Source organism: Alteraquisediminimonas sediminicola, from assembly GCF_019740335.1.
GTDB classification, from domain to species: Bacteria; Pseudomonadota; Alphaproteobacteria; order Sphingomonadales; family Sphingomonadaceae; genus Alteraquisediminimonas; species Alteraquisediminimonas sediminicola.
The window spans coordinates 44626-69153 of the sequence record NZ_JAHXZS010000005.1; the positions used below are offsets into that span (position 1 = coordinate 44626).

General features: G+C 59.2%; 29 protein-coding genes, 1 tRNA gene and 1 other RNA gene. 17 read left to right on the forward strand and 14 right to left on the reverse strand.

Translation table 11 applies throughout. From position 1 onward, the window contains the following. Positions 1-2 precede the first annotated feature (2 nt). Together K6117_RS10595 and lipB are read right to left on the reverse strand one after the other, a co-directional pair. Positions 3-356: a hypothetical protein gene (locus K6117_RS10595; protein ID WP_221794795.1), complete on the reverse strand. Its 354-nt coding sequence runs from the start codon at positions 354-356 to the stop codon at positions 3-5. A gap of 32 nt (positions 357-388) precedes the next feature. Next, positions 389-1054, reverse strand: a complete 666-nt coding sequence (gene lipB / locus K6117_RS10600) for a lipoyl(octanoyl) transferase LipB (protein ID WP_221794798.1) — start codon at positions 1052-1054, stop codon at positions 389-391. Positions 1055-1120: 66 nt separating this feature from the next. On the opposite strand from lipB, the gene K6117_RS10605 reads away from it, so the two are divergent. After that, positions 1121-1900: a hypothetical protein gene (locus K6117_RS10605; protein ID WP_221794800.1), complete on the forward strand. Its 780-nt coding sequence runs from the start codon at positions 1121-1123 to the stop codon at positions 1898-1900. On the opposite strand, the gene K6117_RS10610 is transcribed toward K6117_RS10605, so the two are convergent. Genes K6117_RS10610 through K6117_RS10620 form a run of 3 tightly spaced genes read right to left on the reverse strand, consistent with a single transcriptional unit; the run spans position 1867 to position 3755 of the window. Further along, positions 1867-2463 (reverse strand): GNAT family N-acetyltransferase, encoded by a 597-nt coding sequence (locus K6117_RS10610; RefSeq protein ID WP_221794802.1) that lies wholly within the window; start codon positions 2461-2463, stop codon positions 1867-1869. The genes K6117_RS10605 and K6117_RS10610 overlap by 34 nt on opposite strands. Positions 2464-2467: 4 nt before the next feature. Then, positions 2468-3310, reverse strand: a complete 843-nt coding sequence (gene hemF, locus K6117_RS10615) for an oxygen-dependent coproporphyrinogen oxidase (RefSeq protein WP_221794804.1) — start codon at positions 3308-3310, stop codon at positions 2468-2470. Beyond that, positions 3297-3755 carry a tRNA (cytidine(34)-2'-O)-methyltransferase gene (locus K6117_RS10620; RefSeq protein WP_221794806.1) on the reverse strand — a complete coding sequence of 153 codons (459 nt, stop codon included), beginning with the start codon at positions 3753-3755 and terminating at the stop codon, positions 3297-3299. Before K6117_RS10620 ends, hemF begins: the two co-directional genes overlap by 14 nt. Before the next feature lie 208 nt (positions 3756-3963). Between K6117_RS10620 and petA the strand changes: the two genes are divergently transcribed. The 7 genes from petA to rimM all read left to right on the forward strand — a co-directional run bounded on the left by petA (position 3964) and on the right by rimM (position 10025). After that, positions 3964-4530 carry a ubiquinol-cytochrome c reductase iron-sulfur subunit gene (petA, locus tag K6117_RS10625; RefSeq protein ID WP_221794808.1) on the forward strand — a complete coding sequence of 189 codons (567 nt, stop codon included), beginning with the start codon at positions 3964-3966 and terminating at the stop codon, positions 4528-4530. An 11-nt stretch (positions 4531-4541) separates the two neighbouring features. Then, a complete protein-coding gene (locus K6117_RS10630) occupies positions 4542-5801 on the forward strand; it encodes a cytochrome b (protein ID WP_221794810.1) in 1260 nt (419 codons plus the stop codon). 13 nt (positions 5802-5814) lie between these two features. Continuing rightward, a complete protein-coding gene (locus K6117_RS10635; RefSeq protein WP_221794812.1) occupies positions 5815-6660 on the forward strand; it encodes a cytochrome c1 in 846 nt (281 codons plus the stop codon). Between the two features lie 216 nt (positions 6661-6876). After that, a complete protein-coding gene (locus tag K6117_RS10640) occupies positions 6877-7371 on the forward strand; it encodes an SspB family protein (RefSeq protein WP_221794814.1) in 495 nt (164 codons plus the stop codon). 215 nt (positions 7372-7586) lie between these two features. Continuing rightward, positions 7587-9059, forward strand: coding sequence for a signal recognition particle protein (ffh, locus tag K6117_RS10645; protein ID WP_221794816.1), 1473 nt, complete (start codon positions 7587-7589; stop codon positions 9057-9059). A gap of 46 nt (positions 9060-9105) precedes the next feature. Beyond that, entirely contained in the window at positions 9106-9549 is a 444-nt protein-coding gene (gene rpsP, locus K6117_RS10650; protein WP_221794818.1) for a 30S ribosomal protein S16, read from the forward strand. 2 nt (positions 9550-9551) lie between these two features. Next, positions 9552-10025 carry a ribosome maturation factor RimM gene (rimM, locus tag K6117_RS10655; protein WP_221794820.1) on the forward strand — a complete coding sequence of 158 codons (474 nt, stop codon included), beginning with the start codon at positions 9552-9554 and terminating at the stop codon, positions 10023-10025. 48 nt (positions 10026-10073) lie between these two features. On the opposite strand, the gene rnpB is transcribed toward rimM, so the two are convergent. The 3 genes from rnpB to K6117_RS10670 all read right to left on the reverse strand — a co-directional run bounded on the left by rnpB (position 10074) and on the right by K6117_RS10670 (position 12181). After that, positions 10074-10459, reverse strand: an RNA gene (gene rnpB, locus K6117_RS10660) — RNase P RNA component class A. A 73-nt stretch (positions 10460-10532) separates the two neighbouring features. Next, on the reverse strand, positions 10533-11240 hold the full coding sequence (locus K6117_RS10665) for an N-acetylmuramoyl-L-alanine amidase (protein WP_221794822.1): 708 nt from the start codon (positions 11238-11240) through the stop codon (positions 10533-10535). Continuing rightward, positions 11237-12181, reverse strand: coding sequence for a DMT family transporter (locus K6117_RS10670; protein WP_221794824.1), 945 nt, complete (start codon positions 12179-12181; stop codon positions 11237-11239). The genes K6117_RS10665 and K6117_RS10670 overlap by 4 nt, the downstream gene beginning before the upstream one ends. A gap of 281 nt (positions 12182-12462) precedes the next feature. Between K6117_RS10670 and cpdR the strand changes: the two genes are divergently transcribed. From cpdR to K6117_RS10685, 3 genes are all read left to right on the forward strand, one after another. After that, positions 12463-12840 (forward strand): cell cycle two-component system response regulator CpdR, encoded by a 378-nt coding sequence (cpdR, locus tag K6117_RS10675; protein ID WP_221794826.1) that lies wholly within the window; start codon positions 12463-12465, stop codon positions 12838-12840. A gap of 62 nt (positions 12841-12902) precedes the next feature. Next, positions 12903-12977: transfer RNA gene (locus K6117_RS10680), tRNA-Val, on the forward strand. A 602-nt stretch (positions 12978-13579) separates the two neighbouring features. Next, entirely contained in the window at positions 13580-13987 is a 408-nt protein-coding gene (locus K6117_RS10685; RefSeq protein WP_221794828.1) for a JAB domain-containing protein, read from the forward strand. Positions 13988-14112: 125 nt separating this feature from the next. Here the strand turns inward: K6117_RS10685 and K6117_RS14555 are convergent, their stop codons facing one another. Next, positions 14113-14931, reverse strand: coding sequence for a cold-shock protein (locus K6117_RS14555; protein WP_221794830.1), 819 nt, complete (start codon positions 14929-14931; stop codon positions 14113-14115). A 359-nt stretch (positions 14932-15290) separates the two neighbouring features. Here K6117_RS14555 and K6117_RS10695 point away from each other — a divergent pair, with 359 nt between their 5' ends. The 3 genes from K6117_RS10695 to K6117_RS10705 are packed head-to-tail and all read left to right on the forward strand — an operon-like array spanning position 15291 to position 17960. Beyond that, on the forward strand, positions 15291-16076 hold the full coding sequence (locus K6117_RS10695) for a 3-hydroxybutyrate dehydrogenase (protein ID WP_221795106.1): 786 nt from the start codon (positions 15291-15293) through the stop codon (positions 16074-16076). Between the two features lie 34 nt (positions 16077-16110). Continuing rightward, complete coding sequence (gene argJ / locus K6117_RS10700) at positions 16111-17343, forward strand: bifunctional glutamate N-acetyltransferase/amino-acid acetyltransferase ArgJ (protein ID WP_221794832.1); 1233 nt, start codon at positions 16111-16113, stop codon at positions 17341-17343. Positions 17344-17348: 5 nt separating this feature from the next. Continuing rightward, the gene (locus K6117_RS10705; RefSeq protein ID WP_221794834.1) at positions 17349-17960 is read left to right on the forward strand and encodes a glutathione S-transferase family protein; all 612 of its coding nucleotides are present in this window, start codon (positions 17349-17351) and stop codon (positions 17958-17960) included. Between the two features lie 11 nt (positions 17961-17971). Here the strand turns inward: K6117_RS10705 and purD are convergent, their stop codons facing one another. Then, entirely contained in the window at positions 17972-19255 is a 1284-nt protein-coding gene (gene purD, locus K6117_RS10710; RefSeq protein WP_221794836.1) for a phosphoribosylamine--glycine ligase, read from the reverse strand. Between purD and xseA the strand changes: the two genes are divergently transcribed. The 3 genes from xseA to K6117_RS10725 all read left to right on the forward strand — a co-directional run bounded on the left by xseA (position 19254) and on the right by K6117_RS10725 (position 21812). Further along, positions 19254-20726 carry an exodeoxyribonuclease VII large subunit gene (gene xseA, locus K6117_RS10715; protein ID WP_221794838.1) on the forward strand — a complete coding sequence of 491 codons (1473 nt, stop codon included), beginning with the start codon at positions 19254-19256 and terminating at the stop codon, positions 20724-20726. The two genes, purD and xseA, sit on opposite strands and share 2 nt — an antisense overlap. Before the next feature lie 37 nt (positions 20727-20763). After that, the gene (locus K6117_RS10720; RefSeq protein ID WP_221794840.1) at positions 20764-20964 is read left to right on the forward strand and encodes a DUF2093 domain-containing protein; all 201 of its coding nucleotides are present in this window, start codon (positions 20764-20766) and stop codon (positions 20962-20964) included. 62 nt (positions 20965-21026) lie between these two features. Continuing rightward, complete coding sequence (locus tag K6117_RS10725; RefSeq protein ID WP_221794842.1) at positions 21027-21812, forward strand: M23 family metallopeptidase; 786 nt, start codon at positions 21027-21029, stop codon at positions 21810-21812. Here the strand turns inward: K6117_RS10725 and K6117_RS10730 are convergent. The 4 genes from K6117_RS10730 to hisN form a co-directional block, all read right to left on the reverse strand. Continuing rightward, positions 21809-22270 carry a thermonuclease family protein gene (locus K6117_RS10730; RefSeq protein ID WP_246605039.1) on the reverse strand — a complete coding sequence of 154 codons (462 nt, stop codon included), beginning with the start codon at positions 22268-22270 and terminating at the stop codon, positions 21809-21811. The genes K6117_RS10725 and K6117_RS10730 overlap by 4 nt on opposite strands. 78 nt (positions 22271-22348) lie before the next feature. Further along, on the reverse strand, positions 22349-22981 hold the full coding sequence (gene queE / locus K6117_RS10735; protein WP_221794844.1) for a 7-carboxy-7-deazaguanine synthase: 633 nt from the start codon (positions 22979-22981) through the stop codon (positions 22349-22351). Beyond that, positions 22978-23661, reverse strand: a complete 684-nt coding sequence (gene queC / locus K6117_RS10740; protein WP_221794846.1) for a 7-cyano-7-deazaguanine synthase QueC — start codon at positions 23659-23661, stop codon at positions 22978-22980. The genes queE and queC overlap by 4 nt, the downstream gene beginning before the upstream one ends. Before the next feature lie 63 nt (positions 23662-23724). Beyond that, entirely contained in the window at positions 23725-24501 is a 777-nt protein-coding gene (gene hisN / locus K6117_RS10745; protein ID WP_221794848.1) for a histidinol-phosphatase, read from the reverse strand. Between the last annotated feature and the right edge of the window lie 27 nt (positions 24502-24528).

The window sequence follows — 24528 nt, forward strand, 5'->3', positions numbered from 1 at the left end:
CGTCATTGCGGACCAGCAGCATTCCCGGTTTCGCTCACGCCCTTATCGCCCGACGCCTGAACCGAAGCTGTCTGACCGTCCGCCTCATCAGCTTGCGCTCTATTAACAGCATTGTCAGGTGATAAAGTGGCAGGCTTGGCGACCACGGGCGGCAAGCCCGTCATATCCGCATCAGCCCGCCCCATCGCCTCCACTGCAGACGCATCGCCCATCGTACCAGAATCGACATCCACGGCATTGACATCGATCATCTGGCTATTCGGAATGTCGGATACGGGTTCGCTTCCCCCACAGCCAGCCAGCACAAGCAAAAGCGCCAAAGCCGCGTATCGGGCCATCGGAGGGACTGATGTCATGATGCCGAAACTCCCTTGGTCCTGTTATCTTTTTACACGCTGCCGCATGGGCGCTCAAGCCGGTCGAGAAATGTCGCTGCTGTTTCTGCAAATGCCTGATCGACGGCCTCAACCCCAGCATCCCGGCCCAAACGCTCCATGCTGGTGACGGCAAATTCCGGCAATCCACAAGGCACGATGCCGCCAAAATGCGACAAATCGGGATGGATGTTTAGCGATAGGCCATGAAAGCTGACCCAGCGCCGCACGCGCACGCCAATCGCGCCGATTTTCGCCTCTTGCCCTGCATCCATCGTCCAGATGCCCACCCGGCCCGGCGCGCGAAAGGCCGCAATGCCGAACCGATCCAGCACATCGATCACCCAGGCTTCAACCGAATGCACAAACCGGCGCACATCCTTGCCGCGCTTCTCGAGATCGAGCAAAATATACACGATACGCTGGCCCGGCCCGTGATAGGTATATTTTCCGCCGCGCCCCGCCACGAACACCGGAAAGCGCTCGGGCTCCAGCAACTCCGACGGATTGGCGCTGGTACCGGCGGTATACAACGGCGGATGCTCCAGCAACCAAATCAGTTCGCGCGCGCTACCCTCACGAATAGCGGCGGCACGCGCTTCCATCTCGGCAAGCGCCTCTTGATATGGCATTTGCCCAGACGTAACACGCCATTCAATTTCGGGATGGCCTTGGATCATGCTGGGTCTATAAGGAACCGGCGTCGATAAACCAAGTATTCGTAACCAAAGAAGGAAAGAGGTGGGATGGATCTCAACCCCGCGTTTGATGACTCCATGGCCTTTATCCGCCGCGAATATCGCCTCATTTTGCCCGTTGCCGTCAGCACGATGGGTTTGGCGATATTGCTGCTGGGGCTGGTAATCCCGCCAATCAGCGCCGATGGACAATTTCCGCCGGGGCCGTGGCTCTGGTGGCTCATCCCCGTTGGATTCATGACCGGGGTCGGCACACTCGGCCTTTCCGCCCTGCGCCTGTTTCCGGGGTTGAGCGTGGGTGAGGCGCTGCGTCACGGCCTGCGGAACGTCATCCCCTTGCTGCTCGTGCTATTTGCAACACTTGTCTTGCTGCTCTTCGCCCTGTCGGTATTGGGGGTCGTCTTGATGATGTTGCTCGGCAGCGCACCGGAAGCCGCCGTGATCGAGGCAATGATCTTCGGTATGCCGCTCACCCTCTATCTTGGTGCGCGGATGTCGCTGGCTTCATGCGCGCTCATTGCCCGCCACCCCCATGAAACGCCGATCAAAGCCATCAAACGAGGCATCGCCATGACCAAGGGGCATAGCTGGCGGATCGCCCTCATCATGATGGCCGGCTTTTTCGTCTATCTGTTCATGCTCTTCACCCTGACCGCCGTCTTTGGCTCGCTGTTCCTGCTGCTCGGCAAGTTGATCGGCGACCCGGCCTTTGGCGAAACCCTGACAAGGCTGCTGATCACCTTTTACGTCTCGGTATTCTTCGCCAGCTTCACGATCCTGCTGGCCAGCATTTATCAGCGGCTGTCTGCCCGCAGCAACGGGATCTGAGGCGCGCATTCTTCAGGCAACAGCCCGATCAACCGGGGGTCCGCAAATATCTCAACCGCTTGGCGGACCGCGACAAATCCGGCTTTGCGATAGAAATTGAGCGCGGACGGATGGTCTAGCGTGCAGCTATGCACATGCACCATCGTCACCCCTTTGCGCCAAGCGAGGCTCAGCGCATGCTGCATCAACCAGCGCCCCAACCCCTTGCCCGCAAGTTCGGGGATCAGGCCAAAATAGGCGATTTCACAGCAATCCGCCGTGCGAAAATCGAGTTCGACCAAGCCAATTTCAATGCCATGCCGGTCACTCAGCGCATAAATCTCGACCAGTGGATTGGCGATGATCGCCTCCAGTGCCGCATCCGGCATCGCGAGCCGCGAAAACCAGAGCCAAGGCGCGCCAATCCTTCGAAACAAAGCACGATAGCGGTCGCGATCCGGTGCATCCCAACGCTGCAACCGAAATGGCATCGGCTGCAAGGGCTGCGGCCTTGGACGGCTGTGCATCTCCAGATAGGTGACCACCGCCGCCAATTCCCCCGGCTGCACCGGCGTCAGCGCCATCGCCTTATTCCCAGACCACCTCAGGCGGCAGGCTCATCAAAATGGCATCGATATTGCCCCCGGTCTTCAGGCCGAACAATGTGCCACGGTCATAGACAAGGTTGAATTCGGCATAACGCCCGCGCCAGACCAATTGGCGATGCTTTTCTTCCGCCGTGAAGGGCATCTCCATCCGCCGCCGCACGAGCTGCGGGAAAATATCGAGAAATGCCTCGCCCACATCACGTGTAAAGGCAAGATTCGTGGCGAAATCGCCTTCGAGATGATCGTAAAATATCCCGCCCACGCCGCGATGGCATTGGCGATGGGGAATGTAGAAATATTCATCCGCCCATTTCGCGAAGCGCGGATAATAATCCGAATCGTGCGCATTGCATGCCTGTTTCAACCGCGCATGAAAATCATCCGTATCCTCGCCGTAAGGAATCGGCGGATTGAGATCGGCCCCACCACCGAACCAGCGCTTGGTCGTGCACAGGAAACGGGTGTTCATATGCACCGCAGGCACATGCGGATTGGCCATATGCGCCACAAGGCTGATCCCGGTCGCAAAAAATTCAGGACTGTCGCCCGCGCCATGGATGGTCTTGGCAAATTCAGGGGCAAACGCGCCGCCGACGGTCGATACATTGACCCCGACCTTTTCAAAGACCTTGCCCTTCATCACGCCCTGCACGCCCCCGCCGCCATGGCCCAGCGGGTCATTGTCGCGATTCCACGGGGTATATTCGAAACGGGCATCCGATCCCATATCGCGCTCGATCGCCTCGAATGACGCACAGATCCGGTCGCGCAGGGATTCGAACCAGGTCCGGGCCGCCTGTTGCTCGTGATCAAGTGTCAACATGTGGAAATCCTCTTGTCTGGCGCAAGGCTTCCGACAGGGCGATGCCCGCGGCAACCGAAATATTAAGCGAACGGCAATCCGCCCGGATCGGAATCCGGATACGCAGATCGGCTGATGCATGCACTTCATCCGGCACGCCCGCGCTCTCTGAACCCATCAATAAAATATCGTCTGGCGCGAACGTCACATCAAAAAGTGACTCGGACCCCTTGGTCGTCATCAATACCAAGCGCCCGGGCTGATTGGCACGAAAGCTCGCCCAATCCGCATGGCGTTGATAATCGACCGCATCGATATAATCCATTGCGGACCGGCGCAGCGCCTTGTCGGAAAAGGGAAATCCGCACGGCTCGATAATATCGACGCCCACGTTCAGGCACGCCGAAAGGCGCAATAATGCCCCAAGATTCCCCGGAATCTCTGGTTGATAAACCGCTAGTCGCATGGTCGCGTGCTTTGGCGGGTTTTGTCTCGACACTCAAGGGGGTTAAAAACTATTGGCAATCCTTGCATGTGGGGCTATCAGGCCGACCAACTGCACCGGGGTTATACGGGGTGTAGGAGCATGATCGGGGGGTTTGCGGCACTATGTTATTTGCCACATTCGCTTCGTTCAGCCGTTCGATATTCTTGACGAACCGAGGGCCGTTTTGATGGCAACGCTAGAACAAAGTGCAGAAAATGCTGGCATCAATGAAGCAGGCGTCCGTCGCCGTGACTTCATTAATATCGCCGCAGTGAGCTTCGCCGGTGTAGGTGCCGGCACCGCGCTGATTCCGCTGGTCAACCAGATGAATCCAAGCGCCGATGTGCTCGCGATGGCATCGATCGAGGTCGATATTTCCGCGATCCAGCCTGGCCAGGCGATCAAGACCATGTGGCGCAAACAGCCCATGTTCATCCGCAACCTGACGGCAGCAGAAATCGCCGCCGCCGAAAAGGTCGACGTCGCCACGCTGCGCGATCCGCAGACGCTTGAAGAGCGCACCAAGGAAGGCAAGCGGAACTGGCTCATCACCAAGGGCGTTTGCACCCATTTGGGTTGCGTGCCGCTTGGCGCTGGCGAGGGCGAGGTCAAGGGTGAATTTGGCGGCTATTTCTGCCCATGCCATGGTTCATATTATGATACCGCCGCGCGTATCCGCAAAGGTCCGGCTCCGAAAAATCTCGAGGTGCCGGAATATTCCTTCACATCCGACACTGTCGTCCAGATTGGTTGAGGTAAACGATCATGAGCTTCCCCTGGGCTGAGCAATATAAGCCGCAAAATCCGCTGATGCAGTGGCTGGACAGCCGCCTCCCCCTCCCGCGTTTCGTTTTTAACGCTGTTGGTGCTGGCTATCCGGTCCCGCGCAATCTCAACTATTTCTGGAACTTCGGCGTGCTTTCCGGCGCGGCGCTGGCCATCCAGATCATCACCGGCATCATTCTCGCCATGCATTATGCTGCCAATGGCGGCGTGGCGTTCGACTCGGTCGAACATATCATGCGCGATGTGAATTCCGGCTGGCTGATCCGCTACGGTCACGCCAACGGGGCCTCGATGTTCTTCATCGTGGTCTATCTCCATATCTTCCGCGGCCTGTTCTATGGTTCCTACAAGGCACCGCGTGAAATGGTCTGGTTGCTTGGTCTTGTGATCTTCCTGCTGATGATGGCGACCGCCTTCATGGGCTATGTGCTGCCATGGGGCCAGATGAGCTTCTGGGGCGCAAAGGTCATCACCGGCCTGTTCGGCGCAATCCCGCTCGTCGGTGAGCCGATCCAGACGTGGTTGCTCGGTGGCTTCGCCCCGGACAATGCTGCGCTGAACCGCTTCTTCTCGCTCCATTATCTGCTGCCGTTCGTGATTGCGGGTGTCATCATCCTGCACATCTGGGCGCTGCATATCCCGGGTTCGTCGAACCCGACCGGCGTTGAAGTGAAGACGGAACAAGACACCGTTCCGTTCCACCCTTATTACACCGCCAAGGACGGCTTCGGGCTGGGCGTATTCCTGATCGTCTTTGCGATCCTGCTGTTCTTTGCCCCGAACTTCCTCGGCCATCCGGACAATTATATTCCGGCAAACCCGATGTCGACTCCGGCCCATATCGTCCCTGAATGGTATTTCTGGCCGTTCTACGCGATCCTGCGCGCCTTCACCGTCGACTTCCTGTTCATCCCGGCAAAGCTGCTCGGCGTGATGGCGATGTTCGCCTCGATCCTCCTGCTGTTCCTCCTGCCTTGGCTGGATACATCGCCGGTGCGTTCGGGCCATTATCGTCCGCTGTTCCGTCAGTTCTTCTGGGTGTTGATCGTCGACGTGCTGATCCTCGGCTATTGCGGTGGCGCACCGGCTGCGGAACCTTATGTGATGATCAGCCAGCTGGCTGCCGCTTATTATTTCGCACACTTCCTGATCATTCTGCCGATCGTGTCAAAGATCGAAAAGCCTGCTCCGCTGCCGGCCTCGATCACCGATGCGGTCCTGAGCAAGCAGGCCAATTGAGGAGATTGGAAAAATGGTTCGTCTAATCGCCCTTGTCATTGGTCTGTTCTTCTCGGGCTGGCTGATCGTTTCCGCCGCGCTTGGTGGTGCCGCTTATATCGCGGAACCACCGGCCAAAACGGTCGAAGCAGCCTTTCATGAACATCCCAAGCATGTCTCGTTTTCATTCGATGGCCCGTTTGGCAAATATGATCGTGCGCAGTTGCAGCGCGGCTTCCAGGTCTACAAGGAAGTCTGCTCGGCCTGTCATGGCCTTGGTCAGGTGGCTTTCCGCGACCTTCAAGATCTCGGCTATTCAGAAGCTGCGGTAAAGAAAATCGCCGCCGACTGGGTCAACGAAGTCCCTTCAGTTGATCCAGCCACTGGTGAAGCAGCAACCCGCAAGGCGTTGCCGACCGACAAGATCCAGGGTCCGTATCCGAACGAAATCGCTGCACGCGCTGCCAACAACAACGCGCTGCCGCCTGATCTTTCGCTGATCGCCAAGTCGCGTCACAATGGTCCGGCTTACATCTATTCGCTGCTCACCGGCTATCAGGCCCAGCCTGCTGCACTGTTGAAGCAGTTCCCAGATGCCAAGACGCCTGAGAGCCTGCACTACAACCCGTATTTCGCGAATCTCAACCTCGCGATGCCGGCACCGCTGACGTCTGATGGTCAGGTGACCTATGCCGATGGCAATCCGAAGCCGACTCTCGACCAGATGTCGAAGGACGTCTCCGCGTTCCTGTACTGGGCTGCCGAGCCGAAGCTTGAAAATCGTCACCGCACCGGTTTGGGTGTGCTGATCTTCTTGCTGCTCGCAACCGGTCTGGCGTTCATGTCATACAAGAGCATCTGGGCTGATAAGAAGCACTGATCTCAATCTCCGTCTCAACGGGCAATCAGGGCCGCCGCACCGCAAGGTACGGCGGCCTTGTTGTTTTCCGGACAGGTAGCATACGCCATTTCACTCGAAATCATGCGCTCCCTATCCCGCGATTTCCGAGTCGTGAAATGTGCCATTTCACTTGAAATCGCTCTACGGGTTCAAACCAGCTTGACCCTATCTCAAACCGCGTCCACCTAGACGCACATGAGCGAAGAACTTCCAGACAGCCTGATTCCCTATGATGAAATCGTCCAGGACGCGCTGCGCGCCGTAGTGGGCCGGGTGCTTGGCGAGGTCGAACAGCATGGACTGGTCGGCGAACATCATTTCTATATCACGTTCAAAACACAGGCCGCGGGCGTCGATATTCCCCGCCACCTGACCGAACGCTTCCCGGATGAAATGACAATCGTCATTCAAAATCGCTTCTGGGATCTCAAAGTCCATGAAGAGGGCTTTGAAGTGGGCTTGAGCTTTAACCAACAGGCATGCCGACTCGTCATCCCATTTGCGGCGCTCACCTCGTTCGTCGATCCTGCGGTCAATTTCGCCCTGCAATTCCATGTCGATCTTGACGAGGAAGACGAACAGATCAGCGAACACGCCGAAAATGATGCACCGGAAGCCCCGGCAGCGTTGAGCGAAGCCAGCAAGGATGGCTCCAACGTCGTCAGCGTTGATTTCGGACGGCGCAAATAACATCTGATCGGGTGGGTCCCCGACCCTCCCCATCACCTGCAATCGCAACTTGCCGCGCCCCCCTCTTTCCGCTAGAGGGAATTCGATTTTCCGTCAGGGAATGACCCGATATGTGCCACGCGCACCCGCTGACCGGCGAGTTTTCGCCCGTCGGCGCTTTTGTGTTTGGAGCGAATCGCGTTGCTCACTGATCCTTTAGCAACCACGAGGCGCACATGTTTGACAGTCTGTCCGATCGGCTTAGCGGGGTCTTTGACCGACTGCGTGGTCGTGGCGCGCTGTCCGAAGATGATGTCCGCGCCGCCATGCGCGAAGTGCGCGTCGCGCTGCTGGAAGCCGATGTCGCCCTGCCGGTCGCCCGTGAATTCGTCGATAAGGCCACCGAAAAGGCCGTTGGCCAGTCGGTGCTCAAATCGGTCACGCCCGGCCAGCAGGTCGTCAAGATCGTGCATGACGCGCTGGTGGAGATGCTCGGTTCGGAAACGGCAGAGCTGAACCTCAACGTCGCCCCGCCCGCCATCATCATGATGGTCGGTTTGCAAGGCTCGGGTAAAACCACCACCACCGCCAAAATTGCCAAGCGCCTGACCGAAAAGGACCGCAAAAAGGTTCTGATGGCCTCGCTCGACGTCAATCGTCCGGCGGCACAGGAACAGCTTGCGGTGCTGGGCGAACAGATCAGCGTCGCCACATTGCCGATCATCGCGGGTCAACAGCCGGTCGATATCGCCAAGCGCGCCCTGCAGGCGGCAAAGCTTCAGGGCTTTGACGTCCTGATGCTCGACACCGCCGGTCGTCTCCATGTCGATCAGGCGCTGATGGCCGAAATGCAGGCCGTCGCCAAGGTGGCGGACCCCGCGGAAACATTGCTCGTCGTCGATAGCCTGACCGGCCAAGATGCCGTCAACGTCGCCAAATCGTTCAGCGAACAGGTGCGTTTGACCGGTGTCATCCTCACCCGCATGGATGGCGATGCCCGTGGCGGTGCCGCATTGTCGATGCGTTCGGTCACCGGCCAACCGATCAAGTTCGTGGGCACCGGCGAAAAGCTCGATGGCCTCGACGCCTTCCACCCGCAGCGAGTCGCAGGCCGCATCCTTGGCATGGGCGATGTCGTTTCGCTGGTCGAACGCGCTGCCGAAACGATCAAGGCTGACGAAGCCGAAGCCATGGCCGCCAAAATGGCCAAGGGTCAGTTCGATATGAACGACCTCCGCAATCAGCTTGCCCAGATGCGCCGCATGGGCGGCCTTGGCGCGCTGGCGGGGATGTTGCCCGGCTTGAAAAAGGCACAATCGGCCATGGCGCAAAGCGGCATGGGCGACAAAACCCTGATCCGGATGGAGGCCATGGTCGATTCCATGACCCCGAAGGAACGGAGCAAGCCCGAAATCATCAATGCCAAGCGCAAGATTCGCATCGCCAAGGGTTCTGGCACCACGGTGCAAGAGGTCAACAAGCTCCTGAAAATGCATCAGGAAATGTCGACCGCGATGAAAAAAATCAAGAAAATGGGCGGGCTGAAAGGTCTGGCCAGCATGCTTGGTGGCGCGGGTGGCGGCGGTCTCGGCGGCATGCTCGGCGGCCTTGGTGGCGGTATGCCCGGTGGCCCAGCGGGCGGCATGCCGGGTGCTGGCGGTTCGCCGTTCAACCTGCCCCCCGGTTTCGACAAGTTTTTAAAGAAGTAACCTGAACCAAAAGATCATCTGATCACCCAGAAAGGAAGAATTAGACATGGCTGTTTCCATTCGTCTGTCGCGCGGCGGCTCCAAGAAGCGCCCTTATTACCGTGTTGTAGTTGCCGATTCGCGCGCCCCGCGTGATGGTAACTTCATCGAAAAGGTCGGCACCTATAATCCGATGCTCGCCAAGGATGATGCCAATCGCGTCGTGCTGAACGGCGAACGCATCAAGCATTGGCTGAGCGTTGGCGCACAGCCGACCGATCGCGTTGCCCGCTTCCTCGATGTCGCTGGCATCAAGGAACGTCCGGCCCGCAACAACCCGAAAAAGGCCGAACCAGGCGAAAAGGCCAAGGAACGCGCTGAAGAAAAGGCTGAAAAGCTGGCTGAAGCAGAAGCAGCAGCCAAGGCTGCCGCCGAAGCACCTGCGGTTGAAGAAGCCGCTGCTGAAGCCCCGGCTGAAGAAGCTGCTGCTGAAGAAGCTTCGGAAGCCTGATCTTGCAGAACAAGCCCGTCACCCTTGCCGTCGTCATTGGCGCGCATGGCGTGGCGGGCGAAGTTCGTCTCAAGCTGTTCGCGGAAGATGTCGAGAGCCTCAAGCGCTACGGCACATTCAACGATGGCCAATTGGTGCTCAAATCGCTGCGCCATGGCTCAAATGGCGCGATCGCCCGCTTTGCGAGCGTCAATGATCGGAACGCAGCCGAAGCGATGCGCGGCACCGAATTGACTGTGCCACGCTCTGCCCTCCCCCCGCTTGGGGAAGGCGAATATTATTTTGCCGATTTAGTCGGCCTGCCCTGTTTCGACTCGGAAGGCACAGCCGTCGGCACCTGCATCGCCGCTGAGAATTTCGGCGCAAGCGATGTCATTGAAATCGAACGTCCGGATAAAAAGCGTTTCATGGTGCCGATACAGGTTGTCACCATCGCGTCGGATCAGCTGGTGATCGACAGCGCCTTTTGCGAGTAAGCCAAGAGTCCTGAACTTTGCGGCCACTCGCCCGTTTATCACATGAAATCTGCCAGAGGGTCTGTAAGCCGGGTTCTGTCCAGGCGGCGAACCGCCCTGTGCGACCATTCATCTAGGAACGCGATTGCTCGCGTTCTCCAGCAACCAACCCGGGCGACGGACCGGAAACAGGCCCATGTGCCGCCCCTATTCGGTTTTGCTTCCGGTGGGGTTTACCGTGCCGCGCCTGTTGCCAGCCGCGCGGTGCGCTCTTACCGCACCATTTCGACCTTACCGCGCCGAAGCGACGGCGGTATATTTTCTGTGGCACTTTCCCTGAACCAGCGATCGCTCGCCAGCCCGCCGGGCGTTACCCGGCACCGTGTTTCCGTGAAGCCCGGACTTTCCTCCCCCGCTGGCACAAGACCAACAGCAGCGGTCGCCCGACCCTCTGGCAGGCGGACGCTCTAACTTGATGCATGGATAAAAGCGAGTCGGAACGCACACCCCGCGCGGCCATATCGCCGATTAATCGCCCTGGGGCCTTGGCAACAGCAGCGCCAGCAAGATCGCGCGGCATTCCCCATCGATGATGCCATCGATCATCTCGGGCCGGAAACGGCGCTGAAACGCCCTGACAGCGGCCTCACGATCGCTCACATCATAGCCGAAACGCTCCAGCGCCAACAAAAAACTACCGTCCGACCAATAAGGATCGAGCAAATTCTTGGTGGGACGCGGCAGCGCCAGCCGCAATCGTGCAAGCCGATGCCAAGGAAAAAACTCACCCGGGTCCTGTTTGCGTACCGGCGCGACATCGGAATGGCCCACGATATTGCCACGTGTCAGGCCGTGGCGCTGGCTAATGTCCGCCACCAAGGGGATCAGCGCGTCGATCTGCGCCTCGGCAAAGGGGCGATAGCCAAATTCATGCCCCGGATTGACGATCTCGATCCCAATGCTGGCAGAATTCACATCCTCAATCCCGCGCCACCATGAACGTCCGGCATGCCATGCGCGTTTATCCTCATCCACCATGCGGAAAATCCGCCCGTCTTCATCGACGACATAATGGGCCGAGACCTTCGCTTCCGGGTCCGCCAGCCGTGCAATTGCCGAATCTGCATCGACCATACCCGTATAATGCAGCACCAACATCGTCACCGGTGACTTACGCTCATCAAAATTGGGCGATGGCACATCGATCAGGTCAGGCAGGTTGCACGGTTCTGTCATGTTGTCATTTGCCCGCTATTCTGTTGCCCGCTGTTATCATGCCGCCATGCGCTGCGAATCGTCACGACAGCCACGCCAGCAAGGGCGATGATCCCGCCAATGATCATATGCGCACTCAACGACGTATGGAAATAATAGCTGCTCGATGCCACCGCGACGATCGGCGATAACAGGGTCAATGGCGCGACAGTGCTGATCGGATGGCGTTGCAACAGCCATGACATCCCGCCTTGGCCGATCAATGTCGAACCAATCGCCGAAAACGCGACCCAGCCCAGATGGCGCAACGGCATATCCGCCAGACGGACAAGCCCATCTGCCTCTTGCCATATATTGATCGGCAACAACACCAACGCCCCTACCAACCCCATCCACGCATAAATGGTCAACACAGGCACGCCCGCAAGGTTGCGCTGGAGCAAAGACCCTACCGCCCATACACAGCTCCCCACCGCCGTCAGCGCAATCGCATCCAGATCACCCGACCCACCGGGTTCGAACACCAGCACCGCGACCCCAAGAAAGGCCAAGGCGATGCCAATAATGCGCCACCATCCGATCTGTTCCTTCAGGACTATCACGCCAAGCAGGATCGACAGCGGCGCGCCAAGCTGGCTCGCAATCGCAAGCGCCGCGAGATTTTCCGCCAGCGCCAGCGAATAGCCAACGATCACATAAAACAGCCCACCCGTCAGCACACCGAGCAACAGCAACGACCGCATTCGCCCCGGCACGATGCGCAACGCCGATGCACACACGATCATCACTATCGCTTGTCGCAAAAACGCGGCAGTAATGGGGCCGACGAGATTGGTCGCCATCTTGATCGCCACCATATTCAACCCCCACATCAGGTTGATGACGATGACGACAATGCCATCCAGCCAATTGAGCGGCACAAAATGATTATGCTGTAACCCATCTTCAGGACGCGTATTCATTCCACGCCCAACCGGCGCATGGCCCATTGGCGCATCCGATATTGAACGGGCCGATGCCGTGGGATCCATAGGGATATTATCCATCATCCCAGACCGTAGCGCTGGTCATCATGATGGTGAAGCATTTTTCGGACGAGTGCTGGTCATTTATGCCTTGGCGAGAAAGCCAGTCGCACGTAAAATGTTAAAGGCTCAATGCTATGGTGCTCTGGCATCGTCAACGCGGACAGGGCCGGGGCCATCGGGATGGAATATTGACTAGAGATTTTTTGGACGGTCGCATGATCCGCATTTTGCTCGCAGAAGATGACGACGTCATGCGGGAGCATCTGACGCGCGCGCTGGTCAGGGCGGGTTATGAACTCGATGCCGTGGAGTCGGGCCTAGATGCCATGCCACTGCTAGAGGCGGCGCGCTATGACCTGTTGCTAACCGACATCGTGATGCCGGGCATGGATGGTATTGAACTCGCGCAAAAGGCCAGTGCCATCGCACCTAATATGCGAGTCATGTTCATCACCGGCTTTTCCGCCGTGGCACTGCGCGTAGCTGCACAACCGCCACAAGCGAAAGTCCTTTCCAAGCCTTTTCACCTCCGGGATTTGGTGTTGGAAGTCGATCGCATGTTCGAACGCGGCACTGCAATCGGCCTCAACTGACAATTTTGCGCAAAGGGTCTCTTGCCAGCCCGCCGACTCATCGCTAAGGACGCTCGCAGAGTGGGCGTGTAGCTCAGTGGTAGAGCACTGTGTTGACATCGCAGGGGTCGCAAGTTCAATCCTTGCCACGCCCACCATTTTCCTCATTTGTGGAAAATACATTAGTCGAGAGGCCAACCCCTGCCTCCCAACCAGCATGGCATTATAGCCATATCGCCGCGCACTTATTTCACAGGCGTTGATAAAAATTGGCGCGGCAGCCAACGACTATATGAGCACAAGCAATGATCCTTGCGTGATCACCTGCGCATCGCAATTTCGTCCCGCCGGAGTTCTGCGCCAGATCAAAAGGCTACAGATATAATCGCAATCAATTTGGCGGGGATGGGTTAGCCCAATATTGGACCATATTGGACAAAAACGCCTTATATTTGCATGAAATTTTATAAATTATTTACAAAACAATAGGCGTGTTAGAACTAATCTAAATAATTATAAGTTTAATTTTATTTAAATATTGTAATTTTATTTTGATATTTAAAAATTATATTAAATATATTATAAATATGTATTTTATATAGTGGATATAACTAAAATATAAACATATATAATCTCATACCGTTTATTATAAGTTGCCACAGCTTAAGCTCATCCAACCAAATCAACTTGACAAATTTCAATCCGATTTGGATTCGCTGCCGCTTGCGCTCGATCGAATAGCAATCACAACCTACATCCTATGAGTAAAGTAGCGTTCGAGTTACCCACAGCCCATGCATTGCACGACGGCCAGCACAATTGGCTGGCATCGGCAGCAGGACTCGCGCGCGCAAGCGAAGAATATGCACATATCTATTTTCTAGGCAGTGGCGAACGTCTCATCGGCGGTTGGCGTCTTTCTGATGGATTGGCAAATGCCGTCAGCTTCAACACCCCTTTGATACTTCGGCACGGGCTGTTAATCGGCGCCAGACAATTGGCGCTGGCGCATAATCATCCGAGTGGCGACCCTCGTCCCAGCATCGCCGACATCGAACTCACACGGCAATTGGTCAGAGGTTGCCATGCGCTGGCATTGCAACTGGTCGACCATGTGATTTTATCGCGCACCGGCGATTATAGCATGAAGTTAGCCGGGCAATTATAACCCAATTTCTATCGCCGGATCATCTGTCGGGACATGGTGGATGATTGAAACGCAGAAAATTGACAAGAAAAAGGGCGCGCAGGCTATTGCCCACGCGCCCAATCTCTATTCCGATCTGAGGCAGATCAGGCGGACTGCTGCAAATTCACAGCCGCATATTTGCCGCGACGATCAATCTCAATATCGAATTCGAGACGATCACCTTCGTTCAACGAAGGCATGCCGGCACGTTCAACTGCCGAGATGTGCACGAATGCATCAGGCTGGCCATCATCGCGCTGGATGAAACCGAAACCCTTCATCGCGTTAAAGAACTTCACCGTACCAGAAGCACGTTCACCAGTGAGCTGACGCTGCGGTCCAGCATTGCGCTCGAAACCACCAGCACCGGCAGGGCGCGGTTCACGCGGTTCGCGCGGAGCACGTTCTTCGACCGGCATCGGTTCGCCATCAATCTGAAGATCGGTTGCCGAAATACGGCCACCACGATCAACCAGCGTGAAACGCAGCGGCTGGCCATCAGCCAGACCAGTCAGGCCGGCCTGTTCAACAGCCGAAATGTGCACGAACACATCTTCGCCGCCATCATCACGCACGATGAAGCCAAAACCCTTTTGGCCATTGAAGAACTTAACGACGCCGGAACCTTCGCCGATAACCTGCGGGGGCATACCGCCACCGCCGCCACCGCCACGACCGCCGCCGAAACCGCCGCCGCTGCGACCGCCGCCGAAGCCGCCGCCACCTGCGCGATCACCGCCGCCGAAGCCGCCACGATCACCACCGCCGAAACCGCCGCGGTCGCCAAAACCGCCACCGAAGCCACCACGATCGCCGCCGAAGCCGCCACGATTGGCGAAGGGATCAAAACCGCCTTCACCACCGAAATCATCGCGCTTGTCACGTCCACCGCGCTGACCGCGCCGCCCTCTATCAAAACCCATGCTCTTCAAATCTTTCCAGGTCGCCCGTATCGCGTATCGCAAGAAAACTGCGTCGGGCCGACCGCATTCTTCCAGATGCCCTCAGTGAAAAACATTTAGGCAGCGAATCATCCTATCCCAATTTTGCAAACTCGGATAGAAGATTCTCGTTCGTCTTAATTCCAGAGTATGAATACTCTCCAAAGCTGCTCAAAGCCGCCCCTGTGCGCGCTGTCTGGCACTATAATGACCCTTCATCATTGGCAAAACGCTTGCCCAATCATGACTGGACCGGCCATATCAGGGCACAAGATTAACACATTGGACAATGTGCGCGATTCCGCTGTTGGATGTCCGCGCGACGTGAAAGGGATGGCTTCATGTTTCTCAAGGGCAAGACGGCGCTGATCACCGGCTCCACCTCCGGCATCGGGGCGGCCTATGCGACAGCACTCGCCCGCGAGGGTGCGGCGATCGTGATCAACGGCTTTGGCGATGCGGCCGAAATCGAGGCCCAGCTTGCCGAGCTGCGCAGCCTGAGCGGCACCACCGCCACTTTCTGCGGTGCCGATCTCGCCAATCCGCAAGGCGTGCAGCAGATGCTCGATCAGGCCGCAGCGGAACTGGGCGGGGTGGATATTCTCATCAACAATGCCGGCATTCAGCATGTCTGCCCGGTCGAAGATTTCCCGCTGGAAAAATGGGATCAAATCGTCGCGATCATGCTCACCGCGCCGTTTCTCCTGATTCGGGGCGTGGTGCCGCAGATGAAGGCCAAGGGCTGGGGCCGAATTATCTCCACCGCCTCCGCCCATAGCCTGACCGCCAGTCCCAACAAATCCGCTTATGTCTCGGTCAAGCACGGGCTGACGGGCCTCACCAAGACGGTGGCACTGGAAACCGCTCGCGACGGCATCACCGCCAATTGCATTTCGCCGGGCTATGTCTGGACGCCCTTGGTAGAAAAGCAGATCCCCGACACGATGAAAACGCGCAACATGACCCGCGAACAGGTGTTGAACGAGGTCTTGCTCGCGTCCAGCCCGCAGCGTTCCATGGCCATGCCGGAAGAAATCGCGGCGCTGGCGCTTTTCCTCTGCCGCGATGAGGCCAAGTCGATTACGGGGGCGAATTACTCCGTCGACGGCGGCTGGACCGCTCAATAAACCCTACCGTCTATTACGCATCGAAAGACCGATCATGTCCGAACGTTCGCCGCTGGCCCCTGCCGCATTCCCTGATCTGCCCGCGATTGAAGGCGTGACCTTGCGTGTCGCCCGCGCCCGCTACAAGCAATGGGACCGCTGCGACCTGACTTTTGTCACCCTTGCATCAGGCACCAGCGCCGCAGGCGTCACCACCACCAGCAAATGCCCCTCACCCGAGGTCGAATGGTGCCGGTCGGCGCTCAATGAGGGCAAGGGCCAGGCCCGCGCGCTGATCGTCAATGCGGGCAATTCCAACGCCTTTACCGGCCATCGTGGCCGCGCGGCGGTAGAGGCCATCACCGGTCGCATCGCACAGGAGCTGGGCTGCGATGCCGCGCAGGTGTTCGTATCATCGACCGGCGTGATCGGCGTGCCGCTACCGATCGACAAGGCGATGGCGGGGATCGACAATGCGCTCCATGCCGAACCTTGCGGCTGGGAAGCAGCGGCAGAGACGATCATGACGACCGACACCTTTGCCAAGGCCGCCGTGACCAAGGCCGTGATCGGCGACAAGACTGTGAATCTTGTCGGCATCATCAAAGGCTCCGGCATGATCGCGCCCGACATGGCGACGATGCTCGGCTATGTCTTCACCGATGCCGCCGTGTCCCCGGCGCTGCTCCAGCACATGTTGTCGGCAGCGAACAAGACCAGCTTTTCCTGCATCACGGTCGATAGCGACACCTCCACCTCCGACACCGTCCTCGCCTTTGCGACGGGGGCGGCGGGCAATGCGCCGCTCAACAACATGGACGATGTGGGGGCCGAAGCCTTTCAGGCGGCGTTGACCGATCTCTGCCTGCAACTCGCGCATCTCGTCGTGAAAGACGGCGAAGGGGCGAGCAAGTTCATCCGGATCGACGTGTCAGGCGCGGTCGATGACATGAGCGCCCATCGCATCGCCCTGTCCATCGCCAATAGCCCATTGGTCAAAACCGCCATCGCGGGCGAGGACGCCAATTGGGGCCGCATCGTCATGGCTGTCGGCAAGGCGGGCGAACCCGCCGAACGCGACCAGCTTTCGATCCGCTTTGGCACCACCATCGTGGCCGAGGGCGGTCTGGCGGTTGAGGGCTATGACGAAGCCCCGGTCGCCGCGCATCTCAAGGGCCATGACATCGACATCGCCGTTGATCTTCACCTCGGCCATGGCCGCGCGACCGTGTGGACCTGCGACCTGACCCATGGCTATATCAGCATCAACGCCGATTATCGGAGCTAAAAGCCATGTTGACGATCTGGGGCCGCATCAATTCCCATAATGTGAAAAAGATCGTCTGGTTCGCGCAAGAACTGGGCCTGCCATTTGTCCGCCATGATGTCGGCGGGCAATTCGGTATGGATGCGGCCTATCTCGCGAAAAATCCCAACGCCCTGATCCCGACCATCGAGGATGCAGGGATGATCTTATGGGAATCGAACGCCATCCTGCGCTATCTCGCCGCGCAATATGGCGCGGATCGTTTCTGGCCCTCAAACCCGGCGATCCGCGCACAGGGCGATAAATGGATGGACTGGCAATTTGCCTATGCCGATGCCCAGCGCCGCGCCTTTGGCAATCTCATCCGCGTGCCAGCGCCCGACCGCAATCATGAAGCCATTGCGCTATCCGCCAAGAAATCCGGCGACATGATGGCCGTGCTGGATGCCGCCCTCGCCCAACAGCCGTGGCTATCGGGCGATCAATTCGGCGTGTTCGATGTGCCGATGGGGGTCTATGCCCATACATGGTTCACGCTCGACATCGACCGGCCAGACCGGCCACATGTGCGCGACTGGTATGACCGACTCTTGGCCCGCCCGGCCTTTGCCGAGATCGCAGCGATTCCTTTGAGCTAAGGCGTTACGCCTCAGCCCTCCGCCTGCTCCCGCGCGACTTCACGCCAGCCAATATCTCGACGGCAAAAACCGGTGGCAAAATCGATGCCATCGACCGCGCGATAGGCCGCCGCTTGTGCCGCGCCGACTGTCGCGGCACGCGCCGTCACGTTCAACACCCGTCCGCCATTGGCCACGAGCTGCCCATCCTTCAACGCCGTCCCGGCATGGAAAACGACGAGATCGTCCCCGCTCACATGATCAATGCCGTTGATCGCGCCGCCCTTTTCCGGTGTGCCGGGATAGCCCTTGGCCGCCATCACCACCGTCAACGCCACCCGCGCATCAAAGGTCAACGGCGCAATGCGATCCAGCGTGCCGTTCGCGGCTGCGAGCAAGATCGGCAACAGATCATCCGTCAGGCGCATCATCAGCACCTGCGTTTCCGGATCGCCGAACCGCGCATTATATTCGATCAGCTTCGGCCCTTGGTCCGTCAGCATCAGCCCGGCAAACAACACGCCGATATAGGGCATGCCCTCATCCGCCATGGTCTTGACCGTCGGGCGAATAATCCGCGCCATCACGGCCTCTTCCAGTTCGGGCGTCAGCACAAAAGCCGGGCTATACGCGCCCATCCCGCCGGTATTAGGGCCGGTGTCGCCATCGCCAACGCGCTTGTGATCCTGCGCGGACCCAAAGGCGAGGACGTTCACGCCATCGGTCAGGGCAAAGAAGCTCGCCTCTTCGCCGGTCATGAATTCTTCGATCACCACCGAAGCGCCCGCCGTGCCAAAGCCGCCGCCGAACATCTCTTCGATCGCATCCACCGCCTGTGCGCGGGTTTCGGCGATAATCACGCCCTTGCCCGCGGCAAGGCCATCGGCCTTGATCACCACCGGCAGGCCAAAGCGTTCCAGATCGGCCAATGCCGCCGCCTTGTTGTCATGGCGCGCATAGGCGGCCGTGGGAATATCGGCGCGGGCGCACATATCCTTGGTAAAGCCCTTGGAGCCTTCCAACTGCGCGGCCAGCCTGCCGGGGCCGAAGATCGGCACGCCCGCCGCCCGCAGCGAATCACCTAGGCCATCGACCAACGGCGCTTCCGGCCCGACCATGACAAGGCCGATGGCCTTATCCTGACAAAAGGCGATGACCGCCACATGGTCCGTCACATCCAGATCGGTCAATTCGGCAAAAGCCGCAATTCCGGGGTTGCCCGGCGCGGCATACAGCGTATCGAGCGTTGGGGATTGCGCCAGCTTCCATGCCAGCGCATGTTCGCGGCCACCCGATCCGATCAACAGGACATTCATGAACGATCTTTCCGACAATGAGGATAACGCCCGGCTGTTAGCCGAAGCCACGCCCGGGGACAACGCACCAGCCCTTAGCGTATCGGAATTGTCTGCGGCATTGAAGCGCAGCGTCGAGGATCGTTTCGGCCTTGTCCGGGTGCGCGGCGAATTATCGGGGGTGAAACGGGCGGCATCCGGCCATTTCTATTTCGCGCTCAAGGATGAAAATGCGCTGCTCGATGGCGTGATGTGGAAAGGCTCCGTATCCCGACTGCCGTTCCGCCCGGAGGATGGGCTGGAGGTCGTCGCGACCGGCAAGCTCACCACCTACCCGGGCCGGTCGAAATATCAGATCGTCGCCGACCGGATGGAAATCGCGGGCGCGGGCGCGCTGATGGCCCTGCTCGAACAACGCAAGCGCCAATTGGCGGCGGAAGGCCTGTTCGCGCCCGAGCGCAAAGTACTCCTGCCCTATCTCCCGCGCGTCATCGGCGTCGTCACCTCGCCGACCGGTGCCGTCATCCGCGATATTCTCCACCGCCTTGCCGATCGTTGCCCGACCCATGTGATCGTCTGGCCGGTACTGGTGCAAGGCGAAGGCGCGGCGGCGCAGGTTGCGGCCGCCGTCAATGGCTTCAACCAGATCGCGCCTAATGGCCCAGTGCCGCGCCCGGATCTGCTGATCGTTGCGCGGGGCGGCGGTTCAATTGAGGATTTATGGGCGTTCAACGAGGAAATCGTCGTCCGCGCCGTGGCGGGCAGCGACATTCCGATCATCTCCGCCGTCGGCCATGAAACCGATACGACCTTGTGCGATTTCGCCGCCGATGTCCGCGCCCCGACCCCAACAGCCGCCGCAGAAATCGCCGTGCCGGTCGTCGCAGAACTCACCGCGATGATCCGCGAATTCGGCTTGCGCGCCAGCCGCGCGATCTGGCGCGATCAGGAACGCGCGCGCGAACGATTGGCCGCCTTGTCGCGCCTGTTGCCGCCGCCGCAACGGTTGATCGAACAGCGCCAGCAACGGCTGGACGATCTGGCCGACCGCCTGCCCCGCGCCCTTGCCCATCGCAATGTCCGCGCGCGTGGCGAGTTGGACCGGCTGGCGGGTTCGTTGCGCCCTGCCCTGTTACAGGCACGGCTCGATCAGGCGCGGACCCGGCTCACCGCCGCCACGCCCCGGCCCCAAATCTTGGTCCAGCGGATCGACCGCGAACACCAAAGACTGGATGCGCTGTGGCGGCTGGCGGCATCGCTCAACCCCGATCTGGTGCTGAAACGCGGCTATGCGCGGGTCGAGGCCAATGGCCATGCGATCACCGATACCGCGCAAGCGCGCAAGGCCGGACAGATGAGGCTCCATTTCGCAGACGGCGCAGTCGATATTCGAATCGATCAACCGGGTGCCGGATCTGGCGGGGCGTCCGGCCCCAAATCCGGCCCGAAAACTGGCGGCACTGGAAAACCGGCGCAACCATCGCTATTCTAATATCCAAACCATATTTGTTGAACAGGTATTGCCCGTCATGTTGAAATCCACCGCGTCCCGTCCCGCCAAATTACATTATATGGCCGGCACGTTCCGCCTGCTCAGCCATGGCGATCATGTCGTATGCGCGGTATCGGGCGCGCCGATCACGCTCGACGAATTATGTTATTGGAGCGTCGAAAAGCAGGAGCCTTATGCCTCTGCCGACATCGCCACCAAGGCGGCGCTCGGCAAGTGAAGCCGCTTTATTGTCGGCAAGTCGCAGGACTGCTGGCAAGTACCTTGATATGCTGTGCGCCGATGGTCCAGGCGGATGCACCGATTCAATTATCCGGTCGGATCGAACAGGGCGGCACCGCCACCGGCTATGTCCCCAAAGGCACCACATCGCTCAAGCTTGATGGCGCAATTGTGCCATTTGCAGCGGATGGTCGCTTCCTGATCGGCTTTGGCCGGGATGCGGCCTCCGCCGCCGCGCTCATCGCGACCCTTGGCAATGGCCAACAGATCGCCCAATCCATCGCGATTGCCACCCATCAATGGCAGATCGAACGGGTTGATACCCCGATGCGCCCCGCCGCTATTCCCTCCGCCGATTTCGAGCGCATCCGCGCGGGCGAACTCGCGCAAATGACCGCAGCCCGCACAATCAAGGTGGATAGCAATGGCTGGCGACAACATTTCATCTGGCCGGCAACGGGCCGATTAAGCGGCTTTTTCGGATCGCAGCGCATCTATCAGGGCGTGGCGGGCAGCTATCATGGCGGGGTCGATATCGCGCAGCCCAGCGGCACGCCGATTGTCGCGCCCGCCGATGGCGTGGTTATTCTCGCCGCCAAGGAAACGCCCTTCACGCTGGAGGGCCATTTGCTGATGATCGACCATGGCATGGGGCTGACCTCGGCCTTTCTCCATTTGTCCCGCATCGATGTGGCCGTCGGCGACCATATCACCCAAGGTCAGACCTTGGGCGCGATTGGCACCAGCGGGCGCTCCACCGGGCCGCATCTCCATTGGGGGATGAAATGGCAGGATCAACGGATCGACCCGCAAATGCTGGTCCCGCCGATGCCAAAGGCGAATTAGGCCCCGCACCAACCCTTCCGCCTTTGCCCATGATAACGCCGCGCCAGCCCTTCAGCGACAAGGACCATGCCCAGCGACCGCCCATCCCGCATGATCAACCGCAATTTGCGCCCATAACGATCCTGATCGCGCGATATGCCGCGCAACTCGAACGGCTCGGCATTCAGCAACGCCTGCAACCGCAATGTCGCCTGCCGCCCCAGCCGCGCCTCAAGCGGACAGCGCGGCGGATGAGTTTCCGGCGTATCGATATCGGCGATGCGGATGCTGGTACTGCCAAGACGAAAAGTGTCGCCATCAATCACGCAATGACGGTCGGCATGGTGACGACAGAGCTTCAACTGCACCCCGTCAATCGGGCCAAGATCGCGCATTTGCGCCTCTGCTGGCCCGCACAGCCCCATGAACAGCAAACATATGAAAAAGGCGCGAAAAAGCGGCGGGAATGAATGCGTCATGCATCCAGCTAGGCACTTCCCATATCAGGCACGACTATAGACGTCCCCATATTGGTCCAGTCGTCTCAAAACAGTCGCTTATTGCAACCCCAGCATCTTGTGCGACTGGACGCTCAAGCGCCAACGCGGGCGAGCCATCACCAGCTCGATCGCCGCTTGTTCCGATGATTTGCGGTCGGCGCAATCCATCGGCTGGACCAGAAAATGGACGAAACCCCATTGCTCCAATTCCGCCGGGTCGATCCCCGGCTGTGGCCAGACCAGTTTCAATTCATCGCCGGATTTCTGCACGATCTCGGCCCCGGCCTTGGGGCTGATGCACAGCCAGTCGATCCCCGGCGGCGCGATGATCGTGCCATTGCTTTCGACCGCGACCTGAAAGCCACGGACATGCAACGCGTCCAACAATGGGGGATCAAGCTGCAACAACGGTTCCCCGCCGGTAATGACGATCAGGCGATGATCCTCGCCCGCCCCCCAAAACTCGGCCACGCGGTCGGCCAAGGCCTCAGCAGAGGTGAACTTGCCGCCGCCCTCGCCATCGGTGCCGACAAAATCGGTATCGCAGAATTGGCAGATCGCCTTTTCGCGATCCTCTTCCCGCCCGGTCCATAAATTGCACCCGGCAAAACGCAAAAACACCGCGCGCCGCCCGGCCTGCCGCCCTTCACCCTGTAGGGTGAGGAAGATTTCCTTCACCGCATAGGTCATGGCAGGGCCTTGTAAATGGTCGGATCAGCCACGCCCGCATCGACGAAACCCTGATGGCGCAATCGGCAACTATCGCAATGGCCGCAATGCATGCCTTCCGGCGTCGGATCATAGCAGGACCAGCTCAACCCCATATCAAGGCCCAACCTTGTGCCTTCGCGCACAATCTCGGCCTTGCCCAGATGCAGCAACGGCGCATGGACCGTGAAACGATCCCCCTCGACCCCTGCCTTGGTCGCGATATTCGCCAGATTTTCGAACGCCTCGACAAAGGCCGGGCGACAATCGGGATAGCCGGAATAATCGAGCGCATTAACCCCGATAAACAAATCCCGCGCGCCCGCCGCCTCGGCCCAGCCAAGGCACAGGGACAAAAAGATCGTGTTGCGCGCCGGGACATAAGTAACGGGGATCGCGCCCTCATCCACGCCCGCTTTCGGCACATCGATATCCGCCGTCAGCGCAGACCCGCCAAAACCGCGCAAATCCATCGGCAAGACGATATGGCGCTCCACCCCCAAATGGGCCGCAACCCGGTTGGCTGCCTCCAATTCGCAGGCATGGCGCTGGCCATAAGCGATCGACAGCGCCAGCAGGCTATAACCTGCCTCCCGCGCCAGCCCGCCGACCACCAGCGAATCAAGTCCGCCAGACAAGAGAATAACCGCCTGTTTGCTCATATCGCGCCCGCTATACCGGTGCGGCGTAGAGCGCAAGTTTTGGGGAAGTGTGCCTCCCTCTCCTCAATGCCCGCAGGCAAGCGCCTCCAACACATCTTCCAGCCGCGCCGGGTCGCCCAAGGCGATGACATCGCCCTCGCTATCGGCGGTCAGCGGGTGGCCGTTCCAATCGCACATCATCCCGCCCGCGCCTTCGACCACCGGCACCAATGCCGCAATGTCATAGAGCTTGAGGCCCGATTCGACGACCAGATCGACATGGCCGGTCGCCAGCAGCGCATAATTATAGCAATCCCCGCCCCAGACCGTATCGCGGCAGCCCCGCGCCATTTGAGAGAAATGCTCGGCCTTGTGCGGGCTGAAATATTGCGGGCCGGTGCTGGCGAGAATCGCATCTTCCAATGCGCGGCAGCGGCGGCTGTTCACCGGCTGGCCGTTCAGCAGCGTCGGTTTGCCCATCTGGCCGACCCAGCGCTCCCCCGAAATCGGCTGATCAATCACGCCCAGCACCGGCCAGCCTTCCTGCATCAACGCCACCAACGTGCCGAAAATCGGGCGACCCGCGATAAAGCTGCGGGTGCCGTCAATCGGATCAAGCACCCAGACCCGACCCGAAGTCCCCGGCTTTTCGCCGAATTCCTCGCCAATAATCCCGTCATTCGGGCGCTCGCGCTCGATAATCGCGCGCATCGCCAGTTCGGCGGCGCGGTCGGCCTCGGTCACGGGCGAGGCGTCGTCCTTATTTTCCTGCGTAAATGGGGCACGAAAAAATGGGCGAATCGCATTGCCAGCGGCATCGGCAAGTTGACGGGCAAGATCGGCGTCTTGTTCAGGGCGCATAAGCAATGAAAGCCTGTTCTTATTGGA